The sequence below is a fragment of the Gordonia jacobaea genome, assembly GCF_965344965.1.
GTDB lineage: Bacteria > Actinomycetota > Actinomycetes > Mycobacteriales > Mycobacteriaceae > Gordonia > Gordonia jacobaea.
In genome coordinates this window covers 120850-147414 of sequence record NZ_CBDRLS010000003.1, presented here as the reverse complement: position 1 = coordinate 147414, position 26565 = coordinate 120850, and the positions used below count along the sequence as shown (strand labels likewise).

Here is a 26565-nt window from a genome sequence, read left to right as displayed (position 1 = left end):
TGTTCGTGCCGTCCGAGCCGCTCGATCCTTGTACTCATGACACAAGAAGCCCAGACACAAGAAGCACTCGCACAAAATGAGAACACCGCGACTCTCGACGGCCGTATCGCGGTGGTGACCGGCGCGGGCACGGGTATCGGCGCCGCGACGGCGAGGACGCTGGCGGCGCGCGGAGCACGCGTCGCGCTGCTCGGTCGTCGAATCGACAAGCTCTTCACCGTCGCCGAGGAATTCGACGGCCTCGCCATCGCGACGGACGTCAGTGACCCCCGTGCCGTCGCCGCAGCGTTCGAGGAGGTGACGCGGCGCATCGGCGCACCCGATCTCGTCGTCGCCAACGCCGGTGCGATGCTCGCGGCGCCGTTCGACGACGCCGACCGCGACGAGTGGCGTCGAATGCTCGATGTGAACGTGATGGGCGTGCTCGACACCGCTCGCGCCGCCATCCCGGGCTTACGCGCGGCCGCGGCGGACGGACGATCCGCCGACCTCGTGCTGATCAGTTCGATTGGTGCGCACATCGTGCTACCGACGTACGCGGTCTACACCGCGACGAAGGCCGCCGTCTCGCACCTCACACGAACGCTCCGAGCAGAGCTGGGCCCCAACGGTATCCGTGTGCGGGCCATCGAACCGGGAATGACGGAGTCAGACCTCGGCCACGACATGACCTACCCGGGTTCGAAGGAGTTCCTGGCGGGGTTCGCCGTACAGAACCCGCCGATCCCCGCGTCCGCGATCGCGGAGGCGGTCGCCTGGTCGGTGTCGCTTCCGGCTGCGGTCAACGCCGCGTCGATCGAGGTCTTGCCGACGGCACAGGGCTGAGCGACCGGCCGAGCGCTTGACCGACCGGCGCAGCTTGTGACCGGCTCAGCCCAGCGCTGCGCCGATACGGTCGGCCAGCTCGCCGACCTCGGCGGTCGTCATCACGAACGACGGTGACACCTGCAGCGCGCCCTGGCCTGCGGCGCGGGTGCTCACGCCGTGCTTGCGCAAGGCACCGACCGCTGCGGGCGCCTGCGACGGGTCGGCGAGTTGGACGGCCGTGACCACACCGAGTCCGGTGCGCACCTCCGACACCGCGTCGAGGTCGGCGAGCGGCGCGAGCTTGTCTGCCAGATCGCCCTCGAGCCGTGCCGCCTCGGCAAGGAGTCCCTCCCGCTCGATGATGTCGAGGTTGGCCATCGCGGCTGCCGCAGCTCCCGCGTGGCCGCCATAGGTGTAACCGTGACGCCACCAGACGCCACCGGCGTAGAAGGGTTCGGCGACGCGCGGCGCGATGAAGACCGCACCCATCGGGACGTACCCCGACGTCAAGCCCTTGGCCGTGGTCATCATGTCGGGTTGAAGATCGAAGCGTGCCGAAGCGAACCAGCTCTCGCCTCCGATACGGCCGAAGCCGGTCACCACCTCGTCGGCGACGAACAGCACATCGTTGTCGCGGCAGATCTGTCGGACCTCGGCCAGATAGCCCTCGGGCGGAAGGTAGATGCCGCCTGCACCGATGATCGGCTCGCAGAAGAATGCGGCAACCTTGTCGGCACCGACGCGTTCGATCAGTCCGAGCAGGCTCTTGGCGTCGTCCCACTCGACGGTCTGGGCGTCGGGCATCAGGGTGCCGTAGCCGTCGTGGTTACCCGGGATGCCCGCAAGAGAAGTACCCGCGACATGCATGCCGTGGTAGGCCTTGGTCCGGCCGACGATCATCGTCTTCTCCGGCTTGCCGACCTCCACCCAGTAACGCCGCGCGAGTTTCGCCGCAGTGTCGATCGAGTCGCTTCCGCCGGAAGTGAAGAAGATCTTGCTCCCGGGAACCGGCGCGATTGTTGCGAGCCGATCGGCAAGTGCGTCGGTGACGTCGGCGGTGAGATCCCCGAATCCCGAGTAATGCGCGAGCGTCGAAAGCTGATCGGCCACCGCCTGTGCGACCTCGGTGCGCCCGTGACCGATATTGGTGAACCAGAGACCGGCGGTGGCATCGAGATATTCGTTGCCATCGCGGTCCCACACGCGGGTGCCCTCACCCCGCGTGACCACAAACGGGCCGCTTGCGCTGACCGACCCCATATCGGCGAATCCGTGCCACAGTGAACCTGACATGCGCTCAATGATGCCCGGCGGCATCGCGGTCAGGGCACTCAGGGTCAGGTCAGCGCGCCCAGGGTCACGCTCTGGGTCATCGGTCGGAGGTCAGACTGCGTTGACCCATGTATCGACACATATCCTTGAGTGATCATGTCCGTCTCCCCCGAATCACAGCCCAGCGAGTCCACCGCCGAGGCGACGCAACCTACTCCGACGGACCAACGCTCACTTCGACGCCGGCTCGCCGACCTGACGATCGTCGACCAACACCGCCTTCGACGCCGCGTCGACAAGCTCGGCGCATCGTCGAACGCGGATGCGGTGGCGGCACTCGCGCGCGACATCGACGCCGCATCACGCCGCGTCGAGCGTCGTCGAGCATCGGTTCCGGTGCTCGAGTTTCCACCGGAGCTACCGGTGTCGGAGGCCCGCGACGAGATCGCCGCCGCGATCGCCGCTCACCAGGTCGTGGTGATCGCGGGCGAAACCGGGTCGGGCAAGACCACACAGCTCCCCAAGATCTGTCTGGAGCTCGGGCGAGGCGTGCGGGGCGCCATCGGTCACACCCAGCCGAGGCGTATCGCCGCCAGTTCCGTGGCGCGACGTATCGCCGACGAGACCAACACCGAGATCGGCGACGCCGTGGGGTATTCGGTCAGGTTCTCCGACCGCTCCGGCGCCGACACCCTCGTGAAGGTGATGACCGACGGCATCCTGCTCCGCGAGATCGCAACCGATCCGATGCTGCGCGCCTACGACACGCTGATCATCGACGAGGCGCACGAACGAAGCCTCAACATCGATTTCATCCTCGGCTACCTGCACCGACTGCTCCCGCGTCGCCCCGACCTGAAACTCATCATCACCTCGGCCACGATCGAACCCGACAGGTTCGCGCGGCATTTCACCACACCCGACGCCGAGGTCCCCGTCCTCGAGGTGTCGGGGCGGGCATACCCCGTCGACGTCCGCTACCGCCCGCTCATCTCCTCCGACGGCCCCGACACCGGTGACGAGCGCGGTGGCGGCGAGCACGCCGACCTCGACCAGATCCAGGGCATCGACGCCGCCATCGACGAGTTGTGGGGACGCAGTAACGCCGGTGGCGACATCCTGGTGTTCCTGCCAACCGAACGTGACATCCGCGAGGCGGCGGACTCGCTGTCCCGACGCGTCGCGGCGGGCGCCGAGGTGGTTCCGCTGTACGCACGATTGTCGATCGCCGAACAACAGAAGGTGTTCACACCGTCGCGCGGCAATCGAATCGTGTTGTCCACCAACGTCGCCGAGACGTCGCTGACCGTCCCGGGTATCCGCTACGTGATCGACACGGGCACCGCACGTATCTCGCGATACTCGGCGCGCACCAAGATCCATCGACTTCCGGTCGAACCGATCTCGCAGGCGAGCGCCCGCCAGCGCGCCGGGCGATGCGGGCGAGTCGCCCCCGGCATCTGCATCCGCCTGTATAGCGAGGCCGATTTCGACGCCCGCCCCGCCTTCACCGACCCCGAGATCCTCCGCACCGACCTCGCGTCGGTCATCTTGCAGATGGCCTCGCTGAAGCTCGGCGACATCGCCGACTTCCCCTTCGTCCAACCTCCCGACGCACGCGGTATCCGCGACGGAATCGGAGTTCTCACCGAACTCGGCGCGATCACGACGACCGACAAGACCGACACCACCCCGCGGTTGACACCTGTCGGACGCACGATGTCGCGCATCCCGGTCGAGCCGAGGGTCGCGCGCATGCTGATCGCGGCACACGAATCCGGTTGTCTCGCCGACGTTCTGGTCATCGCTGCCGCACTGTCGATTCCCGACGTCCGCGAGCGGCCCGGCGATCATCGCGAAGCCGCCGACGCAGCCCACAAGCGGTTCGTCGTGCCCGGCTCCGACTTCATGGGCTACCTCGCACTGTGGCGCTACCTCCAGGAGAAGCGACAAGAACTGTCCGGCAACCAGTTCCGCCGCACCTGCGAACGCGAGTTCCTCCACTACCTTCGCATCCGCGAATGGCAGGATCTGCACCGACAACTGCGGCGCATCGTCGACGATCTCGGCTGGTCGACGAAGGATTCTGGCGAGGCCGAGGCGTCGCACCGCACCGATGCGATCCACCAGGCGATACTGTCCGGGCTCCTGAGCAACATCGCCGCCCGCAACGCCGAGGGTCGGGAGTACACGGGCGCACGCAACACCACCCTGATGATCTTCCCCGGCTCATCGCTCTCCAAGAAGCCGCCCGCGTTCCTGATGGCCGCCGAGATCCTGGAAACGTCCCGGCTTTTCGCGCACACCGTCGCGGGAATCGACCCGCTGTGGGCCGAACGACTCGCGGGCGACCTCGTCAAACGCACATACAGCGAGCCGCACTGGTCGTCGAAGCGCGGTGCCACGATGGCATACGAACGCGCGACGCTCTACGGCGTCCCGCTGGTGGCCCGACGCCGCGTCGACTACGGACCCATCGACCCTGCCGCCGCGCGTGACATGTTCATCCGGCACGCCCTCGTCGAAGGTGATTGGAAGACGAATCATCCGTTCTTCGAACGCAATCGAGCACTGCTGTCCGACGCCGCCGAGGTCGAACACCGCGCTCGACGCCGCGACGTGGTGATCACCGAGGACCAACTGTTCGACTTCTACGACCATCGCATCGGCGCCGCGGTCACCTCGGCGCGCCACTTCGACACGTGGTGGAAGAAGGCGCGCCGAGCCGACTCGACGATGCTCGACCTCACCCCGGAGGACGTCGCCGCCGACGTCCACGTCGCCGATGCCGACTACCCCGGCGAGTGGCAACAGGGCGATACCCGTTACCGCCTGCGATACCGATTCGAGCCCGGCGCACCCGATGACGGTGTGTCCGTGCTCATTCCACGCCCGCTGTTGCGACACGTGCGCCCGGCGGGCTTTGACTGGCTGGTCCCGGGAATGCGGAGCGAACTCGCCGCCGAGTTGATCAAGACGCTGCCCAAGACGATCCGCAAGACGATGGCACCGGCCGGGCGATTCGCCGATCTCGCCCTGTCTCGTCTCACCCCACGTCGCGAGCCGCTCATCAACGGCCTCGCGCGTGAGCTGTCGACGATCACCGGGCAGACGATTGCGGCCGACGACTTCGCTCCGGAGCGACTCCCCGCCTACCTTCGCATGAACTTCGTCGTGATCGATGACCGAGAGGAGACGGTCGCCACCGGCAAGTCCCTCGCCGAGCTCCGCCGACGCATCGAGGGTGAGGCGCCCGCGCCGACGCCGCGTCGGGTGTACACGACGTGGACGGCCGACGGAATCGGAACACTTGCAGAGTCGAGCGTCGATACCGTTGCCGGACAACAGATCACGCGTTATCCGTCACTCGAGGTCGTCGACGGAGGGCGCAACCGTGGGGTGGCACGGACGCTCGCGACGTCGGACGCCCAGCGGCGTGCGCAATTGCACGGTGCCGTCATCGAACTGCTCGACCACGCGATCCCGCCGCTCTCACGCAAGATCAGCGCCGGGCTCGACCCGGCCGGTCGGCTGGCACTGAGCCAGAGTCCCTATGCGTCACCCGACGCGCTGTATGCCGACTGCACGCGTCGGGCGATTCGCGACATCGCTCCCGCAGCAGTCGATTTGGGATCAATCCGCACGCCTCCGGCCTTCGACGAGCTCGTCTCGACACTGCGACCGCGCGTATCGGCTGCGGCGCCGGAGTATTTCGCTCTTGCTGTCGATGTGTTCCGTGAGGTGGCTCCCCTGCGCGCCGAGATCGACCGCCACTCGGGTCAAACAGCGGCCGACGACGTCGCCGAACAGTTCAACAACCTGGTCTTCGACGGATTTGTTCTCGCAACGGCTCGCGAACACCTGCAGCACGTTCCGCGATACCTGACCGCCGCACGACAGCGCCTCGAGCAGCTTCCTGCCGCCGCGAACCGCGACCGCGAGGGAATGGCCGCCATCGACAGGGTCACCGAACGATGGAACCAGCGCCTGACACAGCTTCCCGAATCGCGCCGAGACATCGTCAGCGAGGAAGCTCAGTGGATCGTCGAGGAGCTGAGGGTCAGCCTCTTCGCCCAGAAACTCGGTACCGCCTATCCTATTTCGGAGAAACGGGCGCTACGAGCTCTTGACCGACTCGGTTGACACCGGACCCGCTGGACTCGACGCAGCATCGACAGTGTCGTCGCGGGTGGCGGGCGTGTCGAGGTCGTCGGCGCCTTCGTGCGAACCGGTGAGGTTGCCCTGGAGGTCGTCGATCTCGCGTTGGAAGTCTTCGAGCGAATCGAACGACCGGTAGACCGAGGCGAAACGTAGGTACGCCACCTCGTCGAGGTCGCGGAGCGGGCCGAGGATGGCCAGACCGACCTCGTTGCTGGGGATCTCGGCCGAACCGGACGACCTCACCGCGTCTTCGACCTGCTGAGCCAACTGTGCGAGATCGTCTTCGTTCACGTGACGTCCCTGGCATGCGCGTCGTACCCCGCGCATCACCTTTTCTCTGCTGAACGGCTCGGTCACACCGTTGCGCTTCACGACTGCCAGAACAGCACTCTCGACTGTGGAGAACCGCCGCCCGCACTCGCTACACGCGCGACGACGCCGGATCGCCTGCCCCTCATCGGCGACACGCGAATCGACGACCTTGGTGTCTTCGTTCTTGCAAAACGGGCAGCGCATGTAGTCCTCGTGCAGATCTCGGGACGCAGCGGCTCCGTCGGTCTGGCTCGGTCCGATCGTCTGACGACCGGCGGAGGCGAGACCGCAGCGGTGACCGTGTCGGTTTCCGACTGGACCCTGTGACATCGAGAATACCGCCAGCGCTCAGCGGTACGCGGGTGTGACAAGCGGTTGGCCAACGCGCAGCCCACTCGACGGCAGATCGTTGAGGTCGATGATCTCGTCGATGACGGTCTGACGCGGCACATCAGGCGCGACGCGTGCGGCGATCGAGCTCAGCGATTCGCCGGAACGCACGTGGACCACCTGCGTGGAGGTCGACGACGGCATGCTCGCCCGCTGGTAGTCGGCGCCGACGGTCCCGACCACCCACACGGTCAGTGCCAACCCGACTCCCGCGAGTACCGCCAAGAACGCTGCCCGGCGCCGACGGGCAGCCACCAGCTCGCCGACGCCACCGGCGCATCGCGTGCCCGCTGGCCGCGTTGAGGTTCCGTGATCGAACGCGATCCGACGCCGAGGTTGCGGCATGACGTCTGCGCCGGCGGTCCGTCGGGACTCAGTCGTTCGAACGTGCCCCGCCACACGTAGCTCGTCGCTACGCACGGGATTCGACGGTGCACGTCCACTGACCACCGTGGCGCGGTGAACTCGGGGACGCGTCGTCGATGCAGGTCGCGGCGTTGCAGATCGGGTGGTCGGCGGTGTTGCCGCGGATGCACTCGACGTGCTGGGAATCGTGCGGGTCACCGGGTTGGTCATCAAGCTGGTCATCGCTACCTCCAATGGTCGATCAAGCGTTCGATGAACTGATGTTCGAGTTCTACCAGAGGGGTCCGACAAAGTCCTGCGACACGTCGAACAAATGTTTGATGTTGTCAGTGGCCTCCGCTACTGTCGGCGCCAGACGATGGAAGAAAGACGCACCCCACCCCGCTTCACAACAGCACCCGGTTCACAACAGCACCCGCTTCACACATCAGGAAGGACGGAACCGATGACAGAGAAGTCACGACGCGGCCCGTCGTCGCCCAAGGGCAACGGTCGCAGCGTCGAAGGCAAGAAGAGTGGAGGCGGCGAGGAGGCACCGATCCATCCGGCCGTCGCCGAGGCAACACTCACCGATCGCCAGCGTGGCGTCCTCGATGTGATCCGAAAGTCGGTGCGCGAGCGCGGGTATCCGCCGAGCATCCGAGAGATCGGCGACGCCGTCGGCCTCACGTCCACGTCATCGGTCGCACACCAGTTGCGCACCCTCGAGCGCAAGGGCCTGTTGAAGCGCGACGCCAACCGTCCGCGGGCGGTCAACGTCTCCGAGGCTCCCGACGCACATCACTCCGATGCCATCAACGGAGATCTCCCGACCCCCACGTTCGTTCCGGTACTCGGCCGCATCGCGGCGGGCGGTCCGATTCTCGCGGAGGAGGCGGTCGAAGACGTCTTCCCGCTTCCGCGTGAGCTCGTCGGTGAGGGCTCGTTGTTCCTGCTCCGCGTCGTCGGCGAATCGATGATCGACGCCGCGATCTGCGACGGCGACTGGGTTGTCGTGCGTCAGCAGAATGTCGCCGACAACGGCGACATCGTCGCAGCGATGATCGACGGCGAGGCGACGGTGAAGACCTTCAAGCGCAAAGACGGCCACGTCTGGCTGATGCCGCACAATCCGCTCTTCGATCCGATCCCCGGAGACGACGCCGCCATCCTCGGCAAAGTCGTCACGGTGATGCGCCGGGTCTGATGCGCGGAACGGGCCCCGCAGGTCGCTGACCAGCGGGGTCTGCGTCAGCCGTCGAGTTGCTCGGCAGCTGCGCGTCGGGCGAGTGCCGGACTCGAGGTGGCAAGTGCGGCAGCGGCGGCAGCCCGGCACTGCTCCATCGTCGCCGTCGACAGCTTCGCCCCGACTGCGGGCGTCGCCGCCGGAGCCGCCGACAGCGAGGTGACTCCGAGCCCGACGAGCACACATGCGAGCGACGGGTCGGCCGCGGCCTCGCCACAGACTCCGACGGGTTTGCCCTGCTGGGCGCCGGCGGTCGCAACCTGCGAGATGAGTGCGAGCACCGCCGGTTGCCAGGGGTCGGTGAGTTCGGCGAGTTCTGCCGACATCCGGTCGGCGGCCATCGTGTACTGGGTGAGGTCGTTGGTTCCGATCGACACGAAGTCAACCTCGGCCAGAATCGCGGGCGCCAGGATCGCCGCTGCCGGGATCTCGATCATCACGCCTGCCGTCAGACCACGCTGACGGACGAGTTCGGCGAACTGTGCGGCCTCCGCGGCCGTGGCGATCATCGGTGCCATGACCCACGGCGTCGTGCCGGACTCCTCTGCCGCGCGCGCAATCGCGTCGAGCTGAGTTCGCACGATGTCGGGGTGGTCGTCGCCGATGCGGTTGCCTCGCACGCCTAGTGCGGGATTCGCCTCGTCCGGGTGCTCGATGAACGCCAGCGGCTTGTCCGACCCGGCGTCGAGCGTCCTGATGACGACTTTTTGGCCCGCGAACGCCTCGAACACGTCGCGGTACAGCCGCGTCTGCTCGTCCACATCGGGCTCATCCGCCCTGTCGAGAAACGCCAACTCGGTGCGGAACAGCCCGATGCCCTCGACTGGTGCATCGGCAGCGCTGCGCGCGGAGACGCCGTCGGCAACATTCGCGAGGATGGCGACGGCGGTGCCGTCGGCAGTCCGGCCGGGGCCACGCCACGCAGCAACAAGCGCGGCCTCCGCAACGCTGCGCTCGACGAGTTCACGCGCTTCGGACCCCTCTGGTTCGACGGTGATCGACCCCGCGCCTCCGTCGAGCAAAACCATTGTGCCGCTGGTGATCTCACTCAGTCGCGCCACAGCGACCACGCACGGGATGCCCAACTGCCGCGCGATGATGGCGGTATGACTGGTCGGTCCGCCGAGACGCGTGGCCAGCCCGACGATCACCGCGGGATCGAGCCCAGCGGTATCCGCGGGAGCGAGGTCGTCAGCGAAGAGAATCGACGGGTGACTCGGCGTCGGAATTCCCGGCTCCGGCTGGCCGAGCAACTCGGCGACCACTCGGTCACGAACGTCGTTGAGGTCGGTGATCCGCTCTGCCATCAACCCGCCGAGTTTGGCGAACATCTCGGAGAACTGCGCCGTGGCCGCGACCGCGGCGGCGGGCGCCGACGCGCCCTTCGCGACACGCGATTTCGCCGCACCGATCCATCCCCGATCCTCGGCCAACCCGGCGGTCGCAGCAAGGACCTCGGCCGCAGCTCCCGACGCGTGTGATGCGCGATGACGCAGCCTGCCCGCGACGACTGCCGCGGCGGCGACGAGGCGTTCCGCCTCCGCGTCCCGCTCGCCCTCGGCCAGAACGTGATCGGTGCCGAGTGACGTCTCGTCGTAGGTGACGCGCCCACCCGGCCACAACACCGGCCCGTAGGCGAACCCCGCGACGACGGGTGTTCCCGACAACTCTCCTTGACCGTTCATGGTGACCCGATTCTCCGATACCAGGTGATTCTCCATTGCGTCTGCTGCCTTCCGGGTCGATCGGCCGGGTGCGGTGATCTGTGAGGGATACCCGGCATCGTGAATTTCTGTGATCAAAGTTACTCGAAACACTTGACTTGTCAACACACACGGGCGTAAACACAGATATATCAACATCGAATGCCACACAGAACCAAACTCACGATGATCCGCAGAAGCCAGATCCACAGCAGCCGGATCCACAGCACACAGACCCACAGATGGTTCGCCGAAGCGCGAGCCACACCACAGATCGGAGTCGACAGGTGTACGCCGAAGAGCGACAGCGAGCAATAGCCGATCAGGTGCGCGCGCACGGCCGCGCATCCGTGACCGCCCTCGCCGACAGGTTCGACGTGACGAGCGAGACGGTGCGCCGCGACCTCGCGGTCCTCGAGCGCGCAGGTAGCGTGCAACGCGTCCACGGCGGAGCAGTCAAGGCCGGGACGGTCGAGGTAGTCAACGAGTTGGGACTCGACCAACGCGAGTCCTCCCACACCGCAGAGAAGGCCGCGATCGCACGCGCTGCGATACGGTTTCTGCCCTCGGACGGCGGATCGGTCATCTTCGACGCCGGAACCACCACCTACCAGGCCGCCAAGCTGCTGCCGGCGGATCGCAGGCTCACGGTGATCTCCACGAGCCTCCAGCTCGGGCAGGCACTCACCGCGCACGAGCGGGCCACCCTACTCATGGTCGGCGGTCGAGTCCGCGGACTCACCCAGGCCGCAGTCGGAGCCGAGACCGTCGCAGCGCTGCGAAAGATGCGTGCTTCGGTTGCCTTCGTCGGCACCAACGGGATCAGTGAGGGCCACGGCCTCTCCACCCCCGACGCGGAGGAAGCCTCGGTCAAGTCCGCCATCGTCGCCGCCGCGCAGCGTGTCGTAGTGCTGGCCGACTCGTCGAAGATGGAACGCGAGGACTTCAGCTCGTTCGCTCCGCTCGACGAGGTGGATGTCCTGATCACCGACGACGGGATCGACCCCGAGTTCTCGGCGGCGCTCTCGGCACACGGCATCGAGGTCGTGATCGCATGATCCTCACAGTCACAGCCAACCCGAGTCTCGACCGCACCCTGGAGATCGCAGGACCGTTGATGCGGGGCGAGGTGCAACGCAGTACCTCCACCCGGGTCGAGCCGGGCGGCAAGGGAGTCAACGTGTCCCGCGTCGTCGCGGAAGCCGGCATCCCCACCGTCGCGGTACTACCCGCGCACGCCGACGACCCGTTGCTCACCGCCCTCGACGCGGTCGCACTGCCCTATCGCACGGTCGATATCGACGGCCAGATCCGCACCAACATCACGGTCGCCGAAAACGACGGGACGACCACGAAGATCAATGCGCCCGGCCACACCCTCACATCTGCCGAACTCGACGATCTGACAGCGCTCGTACTCGGCAGCGCCGAGGACGCGTCGTGGGTGGCACTGTGTGGCTCGCTTCCGCCGGGAGTTCCCGACGACTGGTATCGACGCATCTCCGATCGCCTCGTCACGAGCGGACGCCGCGTGGCGATCGACACTTCGGGCGCACCCCTGAGCGCGGCGATGTCGGGGCCCATCGACCTGATCAAACCCAACGACGAAGAACTCGCCGAGGTCAGTGATATCGCCCCGGCCGAACTGGCCGCTGCCATCGCCTCGGGCGACTACCTGCCCGTCGTGGCGGCGTCGCGCACGCTGATCGCCACCACGCAGGGAGCGGTACTCGCGACCCTCGGTGCGGCGGGTGCGGTACTCACGACCGCTGAAGGCAGTTGGCTGGCCACTCCCCCGCCGATCGTGCCGCGCAGCACCGTCGGGGCAGGCGACGCGTCGCTGGCCGGATACCTCATCGCGTACACGGCAGGCGCCTCCGAACCCGACCGTCTCCGCACGGCAGTCGCCTACGGATCGGCGGCCGCCGGACTTGCAGGGACGCAACCGCCGCTTCCAGCACAGGTCGACGTCGACTCGGTCGATGTCGTCGAACTCTCGGGAGCCGCCCCGATCACGTGACCCCACAGCCTCCAGACCCTGTACGCGAATCGCCACGAAGCTCACCGACCAGAACCGGAACACCCCCTCCGGCCGCACAGAAGTAGAAGGAAAACCCATGTCCGACAACATCATCACCGCAGCGACGGTGCATCTCGATGTCGACGCCGGTAGTGATCCCGCCGCCGTCATCACCTATCTCGCCGAGAATCTCGGCGAGGCCGGGCGCACGACCGATCCATCCGAACTGAGCCGCGCCGCCCTGGCCCGTGAGGCGAAGTCGGCAACCGGGCTGCCCGGTGGGATCGCGATTCCTCACGCACGGGCCGCATCGGTCACCACTGCCAGCCTTGCGTTCGCCCGACTGTCCAACAACGTGGACTTCGGTGCCCCCGACGGCCCGGCCGACCTGGTATTCCTCATCGCAGCACCCGAAGGCGCTGCGTCCGACCACATGAAGCTGCTGAGCTCGCTCGCACGAGCGCTCGTGCGTCCCGACTTCGTCGCCGCCCTCCGCGAGGCGCCGAGCGACGAGCGCGTCGTCGAACTCGTGGATGAGGCCATCAACCCTGCCCCGGCAGGCTCCACGTCGACATCCGCCGCGCCTGCTGCGGGCGCCGCCGCTGCTGCCGCAGTCCCGGCAGCAGGCACGAAGACCGCGAAGACACTGAGTCCCGATTCGCAGAAGCGCCCCTCGATCGTCGCGATCACCGCGTGCCCCACCGGAATCGCACACACCTACATGGCCGCGGACGCACTCAAGTACGCCGCGGAGCGGGCGGGCGTGGACTTCCACGTCGAGCCGCAGGGATCGTCGGGCACGACGCCGTTCACCCCTGACGTCATCGCAGGCGCCGACGCCGTCATCTTCGCCACCGACGTCGGGGTGAAGGGCAAGAGCCGCTTCAGCGGAAAGCCGGTCATCGAGTCCGGGGTCAAGCGCGCCATCAACGAACCCGACAAGATGATTGCGGAGGCCGTCGAGGCGTCGCGCAATCCGCACGCCTCGCGCGTCGACGGGTCGGCAGACGACGGTGCCGGCGCAGCGGAGGGATCGGCGTCGAGCCTGTCGTTCGGCAAGAAGATCCAGCAGGCACTCATGACCGGTGTCAGCTACATGATCCCGTTTGTCGCGGCAGGCGGACTGTTGATCGCGTTGGGCTTCCTGCTTGCCGGATACGAGATCGCCAACAAGACGCTCGATTCATCCAAAACCCTGTCCGACGGCGCCTACATCGCGCTGAACAACAGCCTCTGGGATCTACCCGCGGGCGGTCTCGGCCAGTACCTCGGCGGTGTCAGTTTCGCGATCGGCGCGCTCGCCATGAGCATGCTGGTACCCGTCCTTGCGGGTTACATCTCGTTCGCGATAGCCGACCGTCCCGGTATCGCACCCGGTTTCGTCGCAGGCCTGGTCTCGGTTGCTGTCGGCGCGAGTTTCATCGGAGGTCTGATCGGTGGACTGATCGCAGGCGCCGTGTGCCTCGCAATTTCCCGACTTCCGTTGCCGCAGTGGGCACGTGGACTCCAGCCGGTCATCATCATCCCGCTGTTCGGCAGCCTGATCGTCGGCGGTCTGATGTTCATGTTGCTCGGCAAGCCGCTCGCCTGGGTCACCACCCAGCTCACCGACGGTCTCAACAGCATGAGCGGCAGCTCGAAGATCGTCCTCGGCGTGGTTCTCGGACTCATGATGTGCTTCGACCTCGGCGGACCGGTCAACAAGGCCGCGTACCTCTTCGCCACCACCGGTCTCGCGATCGGCGACACACCCCAGCTCGAGATCATGGCAGCGGTCATGTGCGCGGGCATGGTTCCGCCGCTCGCGATGGCACTCGCCACCGTCATCCGCCCCGGACTGTTCACCGAGCCCGAGCGCGAAAACGGTAAGGCCGCTTGGTTCCTCGGCGCTGCATTCATCTCCGAGGGTGCGATCCCGTTCGCCGCGAAGGACCCGATCCGCGTGATTCCGTCGATGATGGCGGGCGGCGCACTCGCAGGCGCACTGATCATGGCCTTCGGAGTCACGCAGCGTGCTCCGCACGGCGGCATCTTCGTCTTCTTCACGATGAACCACTGGCTGCTCTTCCTCGCAGCACTTGCGGCAGGTACGGTCCTCGGCACGGTGTGCGTCGTCGCGGCCAAGCAGTTCGGGCGATCGGCCAGCCGCCAGACAGCTGCACCCGAGCTCGAGACCATTCCCGCCTGAAATCACCAGTCCCGACATAACCCCATCTGCAAAGGAGCAAATAATGCCAAGCACCACCGTCGAGGTCGGATCAGCCGTCGGATTGCACGCACGACCAGCAACGATCATCGCCGAGGCAGTCGCCGACGCGGGTACACCCGTGACGATCTCGGTCGTCGGAGGCGAACCTGTCGACGCGGGATCGGCACTGCTGATCATGACGCTCGGTGCCGAGAAGGGAACCGCGGTCGTCGTCGAATCCGACGATCAGGCAACGCTCGACGCCATCGCGAAGCTCGTCGCCGCCGACCTCGACGCCGAGTAGACCCCTACTGGGCCAACGAGGCCAGTTCTCCCGCCAGCGCCGAGGGCACACGGACACGCATCCGGGTGCCCTCGGTGCTGTGGTCTGTGGTGAGAACCTCGCCCTCGCGGTGAATTCGTGACACCAGATCGCCTCGCGTGAACGGGATGTCGACGGTGAGTTCCACATCGTCGCGACCCACGAACTCACGGACCGCCTCAAACAGTTCGGGCAGTCCCTCACCGGTGCGCGCCGAGACGTACACGACGCCCGCTGAGTTGGGTCCGTGCGTACTACCGCCCGCGCCGAGCATGCCGCGCAATTCGGTGAGCCGGGACGCATCGATGGCATCGATCTTGTTGATCACCAACAACTCCGGGGGTGGCGCGACTCCCTCTTCGGCCACAACGTCGTTGATGACCCGCCGGACCGCCGTGATCTGTTCCGCGGGGAACGGGTCGCTGCCGTCGACGACGTGCAGTACGAGATCGGCATCGACGACCTCCTCCAGCGTCGACCGGAATGCCTCGACGAGTTGCGTCGGGAGATGGCGGACGAAGCCGACGGTGTCGGTGAAGACCAGTTCGCGGCCGTCCTCGAGAGTCGCGCGGCGCGTCGTGGGATCGAGGGTCGCGAACAGCGCATCCTGCACGAGCACACCCGAACCCGTCATGGCGTTGACCAGACTCGACTTACCCGCGTTGGTGTATCCCGCGACGGCGATGCGCGGCACAGCGCCCCGCAGTCGCGCAGAGCGCTTCGTGGTTCGGGCGGTGCGCATTTCGCGAATCTCGCGGCGCAGCTTGGCCATTCGCTCACGGATGCGCCGACGGTCGGTCTCGATCTTCGTCTCACCCGGTCCGCGTAGACCGACGCCGCCGTTGCTGCCGGCGCGGCCACCGGCCTGACGGGACATCGATTCACCCCAACCACGCAGGCGCGGGAGCATGTACTCCATCTGCGCGAGGGCGACCTGCGCCTTGCCCTCACGCGAACTCGCATGCTGGGCGAAGATGTCGAGGATGAGGGCAGTTCGGTCGATCACCTTGACCTTGACGACCTTCTCCAGCGCGGTCAGCTGCGCAGGCGTCAGCTCACCATCGCAGATGACGGTGTCGGCGCCGGTGTCGGCGACGACGTCGCGCAGCTCCTGCGCCTTGCCCGAGCCGATGAAGGTCGCGGGATCGGGTGAGGATCGTCGCTGGATCACCGCTTCGAGGACCACGGAACCCGCGGTCTCGGCGAGTGCCGCGAGCTCCTCCATGTTCGCCTTCGCGGCGGCCGCGGAGCCCTCGGTCCAGACGCCGACGAGCACCACGCGCTCGAGGCGCAGTTGTCGATACTCGACCTCGGTGACGTCGGTGAGCTCTGTCGAGAGCCCGGCGACGCGCTGCAGCGAGGCGCGATCGGAGAGTGCGAGCTCGCCGGTCGTCGGGGTGTGGGCACGGTCGCGGGAATCGTCGTGGTCGCCGAAGTTTGCGGGGTCGACGAGATCGTCGGGATCGATCAGATCGCGGGAGAGGTCGATCGCGGGTGCGTTCGCGTCGACGGGACGGGTGTCGTGCAGGTCATGTACCTGTGGTGATGTTTCGGTCATACACCATCCATGGTGACACGCCGACGCCCCGTCGAGCACGTGGATATCCGCCGAGCCGCCGTACAGCGGGCCTGCGGCACGTCAGTCGACGCGATACCAGCCCGCCCGGAATCGGCCGTCGGCCACCAGTGCGGACGGTCCACGCAGCGTCGCGTGACCGTCGGCAACGGTGACCGTCACCCTTCCGCCGGGCACGTCGATGACCATCTCACCTGCGTCGCGGCCGAGGGTCTGCAGACCCGCTGCCGCCGCCGCGACCAGCCCCGTTCCGCAACTTCTGGTCTCGCCGACTCCGCGCTCGAAGACACGCATCGTGGCGTGCAGACCACCGTGCGGGCCGTCTTCGGGAGACGTCAGCAGTTCGACGTTGGCGCCGTGCGGAAAGACGCCGTCCGGCAGGACGACGCCGCTAGAGAAATCGATCGCGGCGAGGTCGGCCGTCGACATGTCGGGCACCACGCACGCCAGGTGAGGGTTGCCGACGTCGACCGCGACACCCGGGTAGAGGTCGTCGCCGATCCGCACGGTCGCGTCGTCTCCGAGTGTCACCGGCCCCATCCGCACACTGACGTCGGCGTACAGATCATCGAACGAATGCACCACCACCGGGCGTCCGCCCGCGCGCGAACCCACCGTGAACTCGTCGGAATCCGTCAGCCCGGTAGCCCGCAGGTAGTGGGCGAAGACGCGGACCCCGTTGCCACACATCTCGGCGATGGAGCCGTCGGCGTTGCGATAGTCCATGAACCAGTCGTCGGGGTCGACGCCGTCGGGCAGTTCGTCGAGGACGCCGGCGCGCACGAGGGCCACCGCCCGCGCGACGCGCAGCATGCCGTCGGCCCCGATACCGCGTTGGCGATCGCAGACCGCCGCCACGAAGTCGGTCGTGAGGTCGAGTTCGACCGCCGGGTCGGTGAGCACGACGAAGTCGTTCTGGGTGCCGTGCCCCTTCACGTAGGTCACTGCCTCGCTGATCGTCGTCACCCGTCCAGAATACGTGCGAGTCGTTCTCAGACTTCCGCCGTGGCAAGCGCGGCGTCGAGGAGTGCGGGTGTCGCGGCGTCGAGCCAATGGATGCGGTGATCGCGACGGAACCACGAACGCTGCCTGCGCACATACCTGCGGGTGCCGATGAACGTCAGTTCTTCCGCGGTCGCAAGGTCGTACTCGCCGTCCAGCGCGGCAAGTGTTTGCGCATATCCGATGGCTCGACGAGCGGTGACGCCCTCGCGCAGACCCGCCTCGACGAGCGCGTCCACCTCGTCGACGAGACCGTTCGCGAACATCAGCCGCGTCCGCAGGGCGATGCGTTCGTCCAGTTCGGCAGTGTCGCGGTCCAGCGCGAGAATCCTTGTCCCCCAACGTGGTTCACCGATCTTCGGCGCCGACGCCGCGAACGGCTCCCCGGTCAGTTCGACGACCTCGAGCGCGCGCACGATCCGTCGTGCATCGGTAGCGAGGATCGACGACGCCGCCGCAGGGTCGACAGTCGCGAGATGCTGATGCAATGCCGCGACTCCGATCTCGTCGAGCATCGCCTCGTAACGGGCCCGCACCGCGGGGTCGGTTGCCGGGAAGCGCCAGTCGTCGAGTAGCCCCTGGATGTACATCATCGACCCGCCCACGATCACCGGCGTGCGACCGGCGGCGAGCAGAGAGTCGATGTCGGCGGACGCGGCCTCCTGATAGCGCGCGACGGTGGCCGTCTCGGTGACGTCGAGGACGTCGAGTTGGTGGTGCGGGATGCCCCGACGCTCCTGTGGTGGCAGCTTGGCCGTGCCGATGTCCATGCCGCGGTACTGCTGCATGGCGTCGATGTTGACGATGTCGCCGTCGAGTCGTTCCGCGAGGTCGAGCGCGAGGTCGGATTTCCCGGTCGCGGTCGGGCCGACGACGGCGATGGGGGTCGCCCCGGATGACCGAGCACTCACCGCGCGTCCTCGGGGGTCCACGACGCGACGACGTATCCGACACCGAACGGTGCGTCGGCGTAGGACACCTCGGCGGCCGTCGGGGTGTCGCCGACGATCGCCGCGGCGACCTGCCACGCCGCTCTGCCGTCGACTCCGTCGGCATCGCACGCGGCAACGTCGAGTCCGCGAAGCGCGCCGATATCAGCCGCCCCGAGTGCCTCGACTACACGCTGCTGGAGTTCGACGGCGCTATCGCGTCGGCCCCCGCCGGGAGCCTTCGGCGCAAGCGCGGTTGCACCGTCGGCGACGATGAGTACCCCGATCGGCTCGGGGTCGGCGGAGATCTCGGCCGCCAGTGCACGACCGAGCTCGTGTGCGGCGTCGGGTCGTACGTCGGGGTCGACGACGATCGGACGCACCGACTCGGCGTCGACCTGTTCGCGTAACCACCCGGCGATCAGCATCGCCAGCGGCAGACGTCCCGATGCTCGCTCATCGCCCGCTCGTTCCAGGGAGACCGGTACGTCGACGCCGAACCTGCCGAAACCGCCCGTCGTCGGTATCGAGCGCGATGCCTGCGCCTCGCCTGCACCGGACCTCGCGGAGGCGATGCGGTCGTCGGCCCCCACCGCCACCCAGCGTGACGCATGTCGGGCGAGCAGCGCGCCCGCGTCGCGAACAGCCGAGCGCACCTCGAGGGTGTCCACCGCATCCGGTCCCGCCAACTCGGGAACGACCAGTGGTGCGCTCGGGACGAAAACCACACACGCCAGCACACCGTCGACGCTAGCCGACGGTGTGCCCAATGCCGCGACTAGCTCCGACACACCCCCGCGACGTCGGCGATGTTCCGCAGGCCGCACATCGAGAACCCTGACCTGCTTGAATAGGTGGAGTCCTGAGGCCAGTTGCGCAGGACGTAGTGACAGGCAGCCGTGACGCGCGGCACCACTGACGCTGTGAGGGGACCACACCATGACGAGCGACGACACCAGCGGACCGGCCACACCCGCATCCGAGCCGACTCCCGGCCCCCGGCCTGGCCCGCCGAAGCCAGGTCCCAAGCCCGGCCCCCGGCCTGGTCCCGGACCCAAACCTGCCGCGCAGGCACCGACCCCTGTCCCTGCAGTTGCCGTCGGTAAGCATGAGTCGTTCGATCCCCGCAAGTTCGGGCGGATCGATGAACAGGGCGTCGTCTGGCTCATCACGGCCGACGGTGAGCGTGAGATCGGGTCGTGGCAGGCGGGAACCATCGACGAGGGTCTCGCCCATTTCGCGCGTCGATACTCCGACCTCGAGACCGAGGTGGAGATTCTCGAAGAGCGCCTCGCCGCACGCACCGGCGATCCCCGTAAATCGCAGGCCGCAGCCAAACATCTGCTCGACACCCTCCCCGAGGCCAGCGTGATCGGCGATGTCTCTGCCATCGAGCAGCGATTGACCGTCATAGTCGGAAGTGCCGACGACGTCGCCGATTCGCTGAAGGCCGAGCGCGAACAGGCTCGCGCCACTGCCATCGCGCGCAAAGAAGAACTCGCCACCGAGGCGGAAGCCATCGGAGCAGAATCCACCCAGTGGAAGACCGCGGGCGATCGGCTGCGCGCGATCCTCGACGAGTGGAAGACCATCAAGGGCATCGACCGTAAGACCGACGACGCGCTGTGGAAGCGGTACTCGAAGGCGCGCGACGCGTTCAATCGTCGACGCGGCGCCCACTTCGCCGATCTCGATCGGGAACGCGCTGGCGCCAAGGCACGCAAAGAGGAGCTCATCGCACGGGCAGAGGCGTTGTCGTCGTCGACCGACTGGGGTCCGACCGCAGGCGCCTTCCGCGAGCTCCTCGCCGAATGGAAGGCATCCGGTCGGGCGCCGCGCGACGCCGACGAGGCACTGTGGCAACGGTTCAAAGCCGCCCAGGACGTCTTCTTCGCGGCTCGAAACGCGGCATCGTCCGAGCGCGACGCCGAGTTCAGTGCGAACGCGACGGCGAAGGTAGCCCTGCTCGACGAGGCGGAGAAGTCCATCGATCCCGCATCCGATCTCGACGGTGCGCGCCGCGAGTTCCGGACGTTCCGGGAGAAGTGGGACGAGATCGGCAAGGTGCCGCGCGAACAGATGCACAGCCTCGAGGGCCGTGCGCGTGCGTTGGAGAAGCGGATTCGCGACGCCGAGGACGCGCAGTGGCAGCGCACCGACCCCGAGGCGCTCGCGCGCGCCGCGCAATTCGCCGACCGCGCAGCACAACTCGAGGACCAGGCAGCAAAGGCGGCCGAGCGCGGCAAGAAGCGCGACGCGGAGAAGCTCCGCGAGCAGGCGGCCCAGTGGCGCGAATGGGCGCAGGCCGCGCAGAGCGCCATCGCAGACCGCTAGCCGGCCCGGGCCGAGCTCGATCAGGTACTGATACCCAGATCAGATACAGATACTCAGAGCTCGCGCGGGCGCTGCTGAAGTTTGCGTGCGGCCTCTTCGCGTGCCACCGCTTCCCGACGACGCTCCTCTTCGAGCGCCAAGTGGTAGGTGCTGCGCGCCCACACGACGCGTGACCAGTGGAAGGTGAGCACGAGCAGGGCCAACCAGCCGAGGACGAGCCCCGCGCCGACACCCGACGGCGGTGCCACTCCCCCGACGCCAGGGGTGTTCCGCGACCACCACGCGAGCATGCCTGCAACGCAGCCGATCGCGCACCCGCACAACGCGATCCACGCGATCACCCATCGGCGGGTGACCAGCGCGAGCATCGACCCGAAGATTCCGAACACCACCAGGAACCAGACGAATACCTTCGAGACCACTGCGACACGTTCGGTCGCTGCGGCCGCGGACGAGGTCAGCACGTCGAATCCGTTCGCAGAACCCGTGTGCGGCAGGAGCAGCGAGCCCATCGCGACGAGCACCGCGACGGCGACCACCACGGCGCGAGCTCCCGGATCGATCTCGCCTGCGACCTTGCGTTCGGCCTTGCGGAGATCGTCTGCGTACTGCGCGAACTCGGCGTCGTCACTTCCGGTGCCGCCGTCGGCTGTGCTACCCCCGCTGCTACCACCGCTGGCTCGTTGAGCCGTCGGCAGTCGGTCGTCGGTGTTGTCCTCGCGCGGTTCGTCGCTCATCTCGCGCCTCTCATCTCTCGTCGCTGGGTGCTTGGCAGTTCAAAAGGCCCGGCAGATCCACGGTGCCCGGCAGGTCATGCCGTCATGGTTCACGAACCACAGGCGCCCGAAGAACATCCGGTCGAGGCCACGGCGGGCATCGGCGCCGGACCCAGTCCCGGCATACCCAGTCCGACGCCGACCGGCGCCGTCGTCGGGGTGGCGTTGATTTCGTGCGCGTCGCCTGCGCGGGTTCTGCGATGCGACGCAATGGACCCGTCGGCGATGAGGTGATGCGGCGCGGCGTCGGTGACGGTCGTGACCACGACGTCGCCGGGCCGGATCGCCGCGGCGGCGTCGCCCGCGCGGAAGTGCACGAGACGCCCGTCGCGGGCGCGGCCGGTCAGCCGTCCGGTGTCGGCGGATTTGCGCCCGGAATCCGCGGCTACGAGCAGCTCGACGTCTGACCCGATGAGGTTGCGGTTCTCGGTGAGACAGATGCGCTCCTGCAGCGCGATCAGTCGTTGGTAGCGCTCGCTGACGACCTCTGGCGGCACCTGATCGGGCATTGTTGCCGCAGGTGTACCGGGCCGAGGCGAGTACTGGAAGGTGAACGCACTCGAGAAACGCGCACGCTCGACGACGTCGAGCGTCGCGGCGAAGTCCTCTTCGGTCTCACCGGGGAATCCGACGATGATGTCGGTGGTGATGGCGGCGTGCGGCATCGCGTCGCGCACCTTGTCGAGGATGCCGAGGAATTTGGTGGTGCGATAGCTGCGTCGCATGGCCCGCAGGACGCGATCCGAACCCGACTGCAGCGGCATGTGAAGCTGCGGGCACACGTTGGGTGTCTGCGCCATGGCATCGATGACGTCATCGGTGAACTCTGCCGGGTGCGGCGAGGTGAATCGGACTCGTTCGAGACCGTCGATGTCGCCGCAGGCGCGCAGGAGGTCGGCGAACGCGCCGCGGTTGCGGGGCAGTTCGGGGTCGGCGAACGACATGCCGTAGGCGTTGACGTTCTGCCCGAGCAACGTCACCTCAAGCACGCCCTGGTCGACGAGCGCCTTGACCTCGGCGAGCACGTCGCCGGGGCGTCGATCAACCTCTTTGCCACGCAGGGACGGAACGATGCAGAACGTGCAGGTGTTGTTGCACCCGACCGACACCGACACCCACCCGGAGTAAGCCGAGTCGCGTTTGGCCGGCAGCGTCGACGGGAAGGCTTCGAGTGAGTCGAGGATCTCGACCTGCGCCTCCTCGTTGTGCCTGGCGCGGTCGAGCAGTGCGGGCAGCGAACCGATGTTGTGCGTACCGAACACGACGTCGACCCACGGCGCCTTGCGCAACACCGTGTCCTTGTCCTTCTGCGCGAGACATCCGCCGACCGCAATCTGCATCCCCGGTCGTTGCGTCTTCACCGGCGCGAGGTGCGAGAGGTTGCCATAGAGCTTGTTGTCGGCGTTCTCGCGGATCGCGCAGGTGTTGAACACGACGAGATCGGCATCGCCGTCCTCGTCGGCGCGCACATATCCGGCATCTTCGAGAAGCCCCGCGATGCGCTCGGAATCATGCACGTTCATCTGGCAGCCATAGGTACGCACCTGATAGCTGCGCCCCGATCGCGGCAGCTCATGCCGCTCCGACAACTCCGTACTCACTGGATCCAGGGTACGGTGCCGGTGCAAATCGCCTTCACGGTCACCACACGCGCAACGCCGAGGTTCTCATTCAGCGCGCCTGTAAGGGTTGTCGGCATTAGTGTCGACGGTTATGACCGATTCACCGACAGGGGGTTCGGCGGTCGGACCCGCGACCCCGGCTCCCGCCACCGGAACCAACATGATCGTGCTCAAGAACGTGCAAAAGCACTTCGGCGAGCTGCACGTCCTCAAGGACATCGACCTCGAGGTCCCCGCCGGACAGGTCGTCGTCGTCCTCGGCCCATCCGGCTCGGGCAAGTCGACGTTGTGCCGCACGATCAACCGGCTCGAACCCATCGATTCCGGCGAGATCCTCGTCGAGGGACGGTTACTTCCCGAAGAGGGCCGCGACCTCGCCACTCTGCGCGCCGACGTCGGAATGGTCTTCCAGTCGTTCAACCTGTTCGCGCACAAGACAATTCTCCAAAACGTCACACTCGCGCCGACCAAAGTCCGTAAGAAGAACAAGGCCGACGCCGAGAAGCGCGCGCTCGAGCTCCTCGAACGCGTCGGCATCGCCAGCCAGAAGGACAAGTACCCCGCGCAGCTTTCCGGTGGTCAGCAACAGCGCGTCGCCATCGCACGCGCACTCGCCATGGAACCGAAGGTGATGCTGTTCGACGAGCCGACCTCGGCCCTCGACCCGGAGATGGTCAACGAGGTGCTCGACGTGATGGTCTCGTTGGCCAAGGAGGGCATGACGATGCTCGTGGTGACCCACGAGATGGGCTTCGCCCGCAAGGCGGCCGACCGCGTGATCTTCATGGCCGACGGCGCGATCGTCGAGGACACCGATCCGGACAGCTTCTTCGACAGTCCACAGTCCGAACGCGCCAGGGACTTCCTCGGCAAGATCCTGGGCCACTGACATGGCCGACACGTCGCCGACGACGCGTCGGCGTGCCTCCGGGCACCTAGCTGTCGACACCCCTGCTGCGAGGAAACGGTCGCGCCGACGAACCATGGCGCTCACGGTATTTCTCCCCGTCTGTGCGCTGTTCGTCTCGCTCCTCGCGGGCTGCGGAAGTACCGAGCCGAAGAACCTGCTCGACTCGATCCGCAGCGGCGAGGTGGTACTCGGCACCAAGTTCGATCAGCCAGGCCTGGGCATCTACAACCCGGACAAGTCCATGAGCGGGTTCGACCCCGCCGTCTCCGAGTACGTCGTCAATCACATCGCCGACTCGCTCGGAGTGCCCCACCCGAAGATCTCCTGGCGCGAGACTCCGTCGGCTCGACGCGAGGCCATGATCGAGCACGGCGAGGTCGACATGATCGCCGCCACCTATTCGATCAACGAGAACCGCGCCAAGAAGGTCGACTTCGGCGGCCCGTACCTGATCACCTATCAGGGACTCATGGTGCGCAAGTCAGACGAGTCGATCCAGAATCTCCCCGACCTCGGCAAGGGCAAGAAGCTGTGCTCGGTCACCGGGTCGACATCGGCCCAGAACGTCAAGGCGCAACTGCCCAATATCGAACTGCAGGAATACGATTCGTACTCCGCGTGCGTCGAGGCGCTACGTCGGGGCAAGGTCGACGCACTGACCACAGACGAATCGATCCTCGCGGGCTACTCCAACTTCTGGAAGGGCGAATTCCGTCTGGTGGAGATGACCTATCTCAAAGACGCGTGCGTCAAGAAAGCTCTGAAGGCGGCGGGAACGCCGTTCTCCACCGAGCGTTACGGGATCGGTTTGGCCAAGGGCGACTCGGAGTCGGTCACCAAGGTGAACGAGGCCCTCGACGCAATGTTGAAGCCAAGCGCCGACAACGGTCCGTCACCGTGGATCAGCGCACTGCGCGAAAGCCTCGGCGACGACTACGTCAACCAGATCGAGCAGCGCGCCGAGAAGCCGGGATCGAAGTTTGCGTTCACACCGAAGCCCGGCGACCTCGCATTCCTCGAATCGAAGTCCACACCGTGCCCCGCGGGCCTGAAGTGAGGAGGTGACCAGTCGTGAGTGAACTCTGGGAAGACATGGGGCCGCAGTTGTGGCCCGCGTTCTGGGTGACGATCCAATTGACGTTCTGGTCGGCGATCGGTTCCCTCATCTGGGGGACCATCCTGGCCGGAATGCGGGTCTCCCCCGTGCCTGTGATGCGCGGCTTCGGAACCACATACGTCAACATCGTGCGCAACACGCCGCTGACCCTGATCGTGCTGTTCGCCGCGATCGGGCTGTATCAGAATCTCGGGCTGACGTTCTCGTCGACCATCAAGACCAACAACTTCTGGCTCGCCGTCCTCGCATTCATCGTCTATACGTCGACGTTCGTCTGCGAAACGCTGCGCTCCGGTTTCAACACTGTGCCACTCGGGCAGGCCGAGGCCGCGCGGTCGCTCGGGCTCTCCTTCACCCAGGTGTTCGGCATCATCGTGCTCCCTCAGGCGATCCGAGCGACGATCGGCCCGATGGGCAGCGTGCTCATCGCACTCACCAAGAACACCACCATCGCCTCCGTGATCGGCGTCGCCGAAGCCGCGGCACTGATGAAAACGGAGATCGAGTCCTTTGCCGACCAACTACTGGTCATCTTCGCGGTGATCGCCGTCGGATTCATGATCATCACACTCAGTGAGGGCGCCGTCTTCGGTTGGCTCGCAAAGCGATGGGCGGTCAAGCGATGAGCGACAAGGCAACCGTCCTCTACGACGCTCCCGGACCCCGTGCGCGCGTACGCAACGCGATCGTGGCCGTCGTGTTCATCGCGATTCTCGTCGCGATCTTCGCGTACGTGATCGCGATATTCGCAGGCAACGACCAGTTCACCGCCGAGAAGTGGAAGCCGTTCGTCACGTGGAGCACCTGGACCGGCTACATCCTTCCCGGTCTGTGGCGCACCCTTGTCGCGGCAGCGCTCTCGATCGTGCTCGCACTGATCCTCGGTTCCATTCTCGGCATCGGACGTCTGTCGGATCACGCCTGGGTACGCGGGGTGTGCACCGTGCTGGTCGAGGTGTTCCGCGCGATTCCCGTGCTGATCCTGATGCTGTTCCTCTGGTTCTTCTTCGCCCAGTACGGAGTGGTGCCGTCGTCACAGCTGGCTTTCGCGGCAGTGGTCTGCGGCCTGACGCTCTACAACGGCTCGGTGATGGCGGAAATCCTGCGCTCGGGCATCAAGTCGCTGCCCACGGGGCAGACCGAGGCGGCCAAGGCGCTCGGCATGCGCAAAACACAGATGATGCTGTCGGTTCTGCTCCCGCAGGCCGTCACGGCGATGATGCCCGCGATCATCTCGCAGATGGTCGTGGCCCTCAAGGACACCGCGCTCGGTTATGTCATCGGCTACTCCGAGATCATTCACATGGCGCAGCTGTCCGCGGCCCGGTACGGCAACTACATTCCGGTTCTCATCGTGATCGCCATCATCCTGATCATCATCAACTTCGCACTGTCGTCGTTGGCGACATACATCGAGCGAAGGCTGCGGCAAGGTCGCGGTGGTAACACCGACGACGTGCCGCCCGCCGATCAGGTCGACCAGGCGGCCATGGAGAACATGCCGGTGCCCTCGCCCAAGCCACGGGCCTGACG

At 66.6% G+C, this 26565-nt stretch carries 21 protein-coding genes and 1 pseudogene; 12 read left to right on the top strand and 10 right to left on the bottom strand.

What is annotated here, in order from left to right; translation table 11 throughout:
- Positions 1-36: 36 nt before the first annotated feature.
- Positions 37-825: an SDR family oxidoreductase gene (locus ACRVY7_RS11485; protein WP_431817158.1), complete on the top strand. Its 789-nt coding sequence runs from the start codon at positions 37-39 to the stop codon at positions 823-825.
- 45 nt (positions 826-870) lie between these two features.
- On the opposite strand, the gene ACRVY7_RS11480 is transcribed toward ACRVY7_RS11485, so the two are convergent.
- Complete coding sequence (locus ACRVY7_RS11480; protein ID WP_431817157.1) at positions 871-2100, bottom strand: aminotransferase family protein; 1230 nt, start codon at positions 2098-2100, stop codon at positions 871-873.
- A gap of 135 nt (positions 2101-2235) precedes the next feature.
- Between ACRVY7_RS11480 and hrpA the strand changes: the two genes are divergently transcribed.
- Positions 2236-6222: an ATP-dependent RNA helicase HrpA gene (gene hrpA / locus ACRVY7_RS11475; protein WP_431817156.1), complete on the top strand. Its 3987-nt coding sequence runs from the start codon at positions 2236-2238 to the stop codon at positions 6220-6222.
- Between the two features lie 99 nt (positions 6223-6321).
- Here the strand turns inward: hrpA and nrdR are convergent.
- Both nrdR and ACRVY7_RS11465 read right to left on the bottom strand, forming a co-directional pair.
- Positions 6322-6756 (bottom strand): annotated as a pseudogene (gene nrdR / locus ACRVY7_RS11470) (transcriptional regulator NrdR); the annotation flags it as partial.
- 144 nt (positions 6757-6900) lie between these two features.
- Positions 6901-7530 (bottom strand): LysM peptidoglycan-binding domain-containing protein, encoded by a 630-nt coding sequence (locus ACRVY7_RS11465; protein ID WP_431817155.1) that lies wholly within the window; start codon positions 7528-7530, stop codon positions 6901-6903.
- Between the two features lie 316 nt (positions 7531-7846).
- Between ACRVY7_RS11465 and lexA the strand changes: the two genes are divergently transcribed.
- Entirely contained in the window at positions 7847-8494 is a 648-nt protein-coding gene (lexA, locus tag ACRVY7_RS11460; protein ID WP_306302058.1) for a transcriptional repressor LexA, read from the top strand.
- 44 nt (positions 8495-8538) lie between these two features.
- Here lexA and ptsP read toward each other — a convergent pair whose 3' ends face one another.
- Positions 8539-10254, bottom strand: a complete 1716-nt coding sequence (gene ptsP / locus ACRVY7_RS11455) for a phosphoenolpyruvate--protein phosphotransferase (protein WP_431817154.1) — start codon at positions 10252-10254, stop codon at positions 8539-8541.
- 269 nt (positions 10255-10523) lie between these two features.
- On the opposite strand from ptsP, the gene ACRVY7_RS11450 reads away from it, so the two are divergent.
- From ACRVY7_RS11450 to ACRVY7_RS11435, 4 genes are all read left to right on the top strand, one after another.
- Positions 10524-11294 carry a DeoR/GlpR family DNA-binding transcription regulator gene (locus ACRVY7_RS11450; RefSeq protein WP_064870843.1) on the top strand — a complete coding sequence of 257 codons (771 nt, stop codon included), beginning with the start codon at positions 10524-10526 and terminating at the stop codon, positions 11292-11294.
- The gene (locus ACRVY7_RS11445) at positions 11291-12256 is read left to right on the top strand and encodes a 1-phosphofructokinase family hexose kinase (RefSeq protein ID WP_431817153.1); all 966 of its coding nucleotides are present in this window, start codon (positions 11291-11293) and stop codon (positions 12254-12256) included. The genes ACRVY7_RS11450 and ACRVY7_RS11445 overlap by 4 nt, the downstream gene beginning before the upstream one ends.
- A gap of 97 nt (positions 12257-12353) precedes the next feature.
- Entirely contained in the window at positions 12354-14444 is a 2091-nt protein-coding gene (locus ACRVY7_RS11440) for a PTS fructose transporter subunit IIABC (protein ID WP_431817152.1), read from the top strand.
- 43 nt (positions 14445-14487) lie between these two features.
- Positions 14488-14748, top strand: a complete 261-nt coding sequence (locus tag ACRVY7_RS11435; protein ID WP_005204573.1) for an HPr family phosphocarrier protein — start codon at positions 14488-14490, stop codon at positions 14746-14748.
- 4 nt (positions 14749-14752) lie between these two features.
- On the opposite strand, the gene hflX is transcribed toward ACRVY7_RS11435, so the two are convergent.
- From hflX to ACRVY7_RS11415, 4 genes are all read right to left on the bottom strand, one after another.
- The gene (gene hflX, locus ACRVY7_RS11430; RefSeq protein ID WP_431817151.1) at positions 14753-16324 is read right to left on the bottom strand and encodes a GTPase HflX; all 1572 of its coding nucleotides are present in this window, start codon (positions 16322-16324) and stop codon (positions 14753-14755) included.
- Between the two features lie 81 nt (positions 16325-16405).
- A complete protein-coding gene (gene dapF / locus ACRVY7_RS11425; RefSeq protein ID WP_431817150.1) occupies positions 16406-17308 on the bottom strand; it encodes a diaminopimelate epimerase in 903 nt (300 codons plus the stop codon).
- A gap of 26 nt (positions 17309-17334) precedes the next feature.
- On the bottom strand, positions 17335-18255 hold the full coding sequence (gene miaA, locus ACRVY7_RS11420; RefSeq protein ID WP_431817149.1) for a tRNA (adenosine(37)-N6)-dimethylallyltransferase MiaA: 921 nt from the start codon (positions 18253-18255) through the stop codon (positions 17335-17337).
- Positions 18252-19013, bottom strand: a complete 762-nt coding sequence (locus ACRVY7_RS11415; protein ID WP_431817148.1) for a class III extradiol ring-cleavage dioxygenase family protein — start codon at positions 19011-19013, stop codon at positions 18252-18254. The genes miaA and ACRVY7_RS11415 overlap by 4 nt, the downstream gene beginning before the upstream one ends.
- 199 nt (positions 19014-19212) lie before the next feature.
- Here ACRVY7_RS11415 and ACRVY7_RS11410 point away from each other — a divergent pair, with 199 nt between their 5' ends.
- The gene (locus ACRVY7_RS11410) at positions 19213-20607 is read left to right on the top strand and encodes a DUF349 domain-containing protein (protein ID WP_431817147.1); all 1395 of its coding nucleotides are present in this window, start codon (positions 19213-19215) and stop codon (positions 20605-20607) included.
- 53 nt (positions 20608-20660) lie between these two features.
- On the opposite strand, the gene ACRVY7_RS11405 is transcribed toward ACRVY7_RS11410, so the two are convergent.
- Together ACRVY7_RS11405 and miaB are read right to left on the bottom strand one after the other, a co-directional pair.
- Positions 20661-21344, bottom strand: coding sequence for an Rv2732c family membrane protein (locus ACRVY7_RS11405; protein WP_431817146.1), 684 nt, complete (start codon positions 21342-21344; stop codon positions 20661-20663).
- A gap of 89 nt (positions 21345-21433) precedes the next feature.
- Entirely contained in the window at positions 21434-22984 is a 1551-nt protein-coding gene (miaB, locus tag ACRVY7_RS11400) for a tRNA (N6-isopentenyl adenosine(37)-C2)-methylthiotransferase MiaB (protein ID WP_431817145.1), read from the bottom strand.
- A 181-nt stretch (positions 22985-23165) separates the two neighbouring features.
- On the opposite strand from miaB, the gene ACRVY7_RS11395 reads away from it, so the two are divergent.
- From ACRVY7_RS11395 to ACRVY7_RS11380, 4 genes are all read left to right on the top strand, one after another.
- Positions 23166-23894 (top strand): amino acid ABC transporter ATP-binding protein, encoded by a 729-nt coding sequence (locus ACRVY7_RS11395; protein ID WP_049697478.1) that lies wholly within the window; start codon positions 23166-23168, stop codon positions 23892-23894.
- A gap of 94 nt (positions 23895-23988) precedes the next feature.
- Entirely contained in the window at positions 23989-24972 is a 984-nt protein-coding gene (locus tag ACRVY7_RS11390; protein WP_431817144.1) for a glutamate ABC transporter substrate-binding protein, read from the top strand.
- 14 nt (positions 24973-24986) lie between these two features.
- Positions 24987-25658, top strand: coding sequence for an amino acid ABC transporter permease (locus ACRVY7_RS11385; RefSeq protein WP_049697162.1), 672 nt, complete (start codon positions 24987-24989; stop codon positions 25656-25658).
- Positions 25655-26563 (top strand): amino acid ABC transporter permease, encoded by a 909-nt coding sequence (locus tag ACRVY7_RS11380; protein WP_049697161.1) that lies wholly within the window; start codon positions 25655-25657, stop codon positions 26561-26563. The genes ACRVY7_RS11385 and ACRVY7_RS11380 overlap by 4 nt, the downstream gene beginning before the upstream one ends.
- Positions 26564-26565 lie beyond the last annotated feature (2 nt).

Excerpts from the sequence above, each read along its gene's own strand:
- ACRVY7_RS11485 (WP_431817158.1), top strand. The coding sequence starts at position 37 with ATGACACAAGAAGCCCAGACACAAGAAGCACTCGCACAAAATGAGAAC.
- ACRVY7_RS11480 (WP_431817157.1), bottom strand. The coding sequence starts at position 2,100 with ATGTCAGGTTCACTGTGGCACGGATTCGCCGATATGGGGTCGGTCAGC.
- hrpA (WP_431817156.1), top strand. The coding sequence starts at position 2,236 with ATGTCCGTCTCCCCCGAATCACAGCCCAGCGAGTCCACCGCCGAGGCG.
- ACRVY7_RS11465 (WP_431817155.1), bottom strand. The coding sequence starts at position 7,530 with ATGACCAGCTTGATGACCAACCCGGTGACCCGCACGATTCCCAGCACG.
- ptsP (WP_431817154.1), bottom strand. The coding sequence starts at position 10,254 with ATGGAGAATCACCTGGTATCGGAGAATCGGGTCACCATGAACGGTCAA.
- ACRVY7_RS11445 (WP_431817153.1), top strand. The coding sequence starts at position 11,291 with ATGATCCTCACAGTCACAGCCAACCCGAGTCTCGACCGCACCCTGGAG.
- ACRVY7_RS11440 (WP_431817152.1), top strand. The coding sequence starts at position 12,354 with ATGTCCGACAACATCATCACCGCAGCGACGGTGCATCTCGATGTCGAC.
- ACRVY7_RS11435 (WP_005204573.1), top strand. The coding sequence starts at position 14,488 with ATGCCAAGCACCACCGTCGAGGTCGGATCAGCCGTCGGATTGCACGCA.
- hflX (WP_431817151.1), bottom strand. The coding sequence starts at position 16,324 with ATGACCGAAACATCACCACAGGTACATGACCTGCACGACACCCGTCCC.
- ACRVY7_RS11410 (WP_431817147.1), top strand. The coding sequence starts at position 19,213 with ATGACGAGCGACGACACCAGCGGACCGGCCACACCCGCATCCGAGCCG.
- ACRVY7_RS11405 (WP_431817146.1), bottom strand. The coding sequence starts at position 21,344 with ATGAGCGACGAACCGCGCGAGGACAACACCGACGACCGACTGCCGACG.
- ACRVY7_RS11395 (WP_049697478.1), top strand. The coding sequence starts at position 23,166 with ATGATCGTGCTCAAGAACGTGCAAAAGCACTTCGGCGAGCTGCACGTC.
- ACRVY7_RS11390 (WP_431817144.1), top strand. The coding sequence starts at position 23,989 with ATGGCGCTCACGGTATTTCTCCCCGTCTGTGCGCTGTTCGTCTCGCTC.
- ACRVY7_RS11380 (WP_049697161.1), top strand. The coding sequence starts at position 25,655 with ATGAGCGACAAGGCAACCGTCCTCTACGACGCTCCCGGACCCCGTGCG.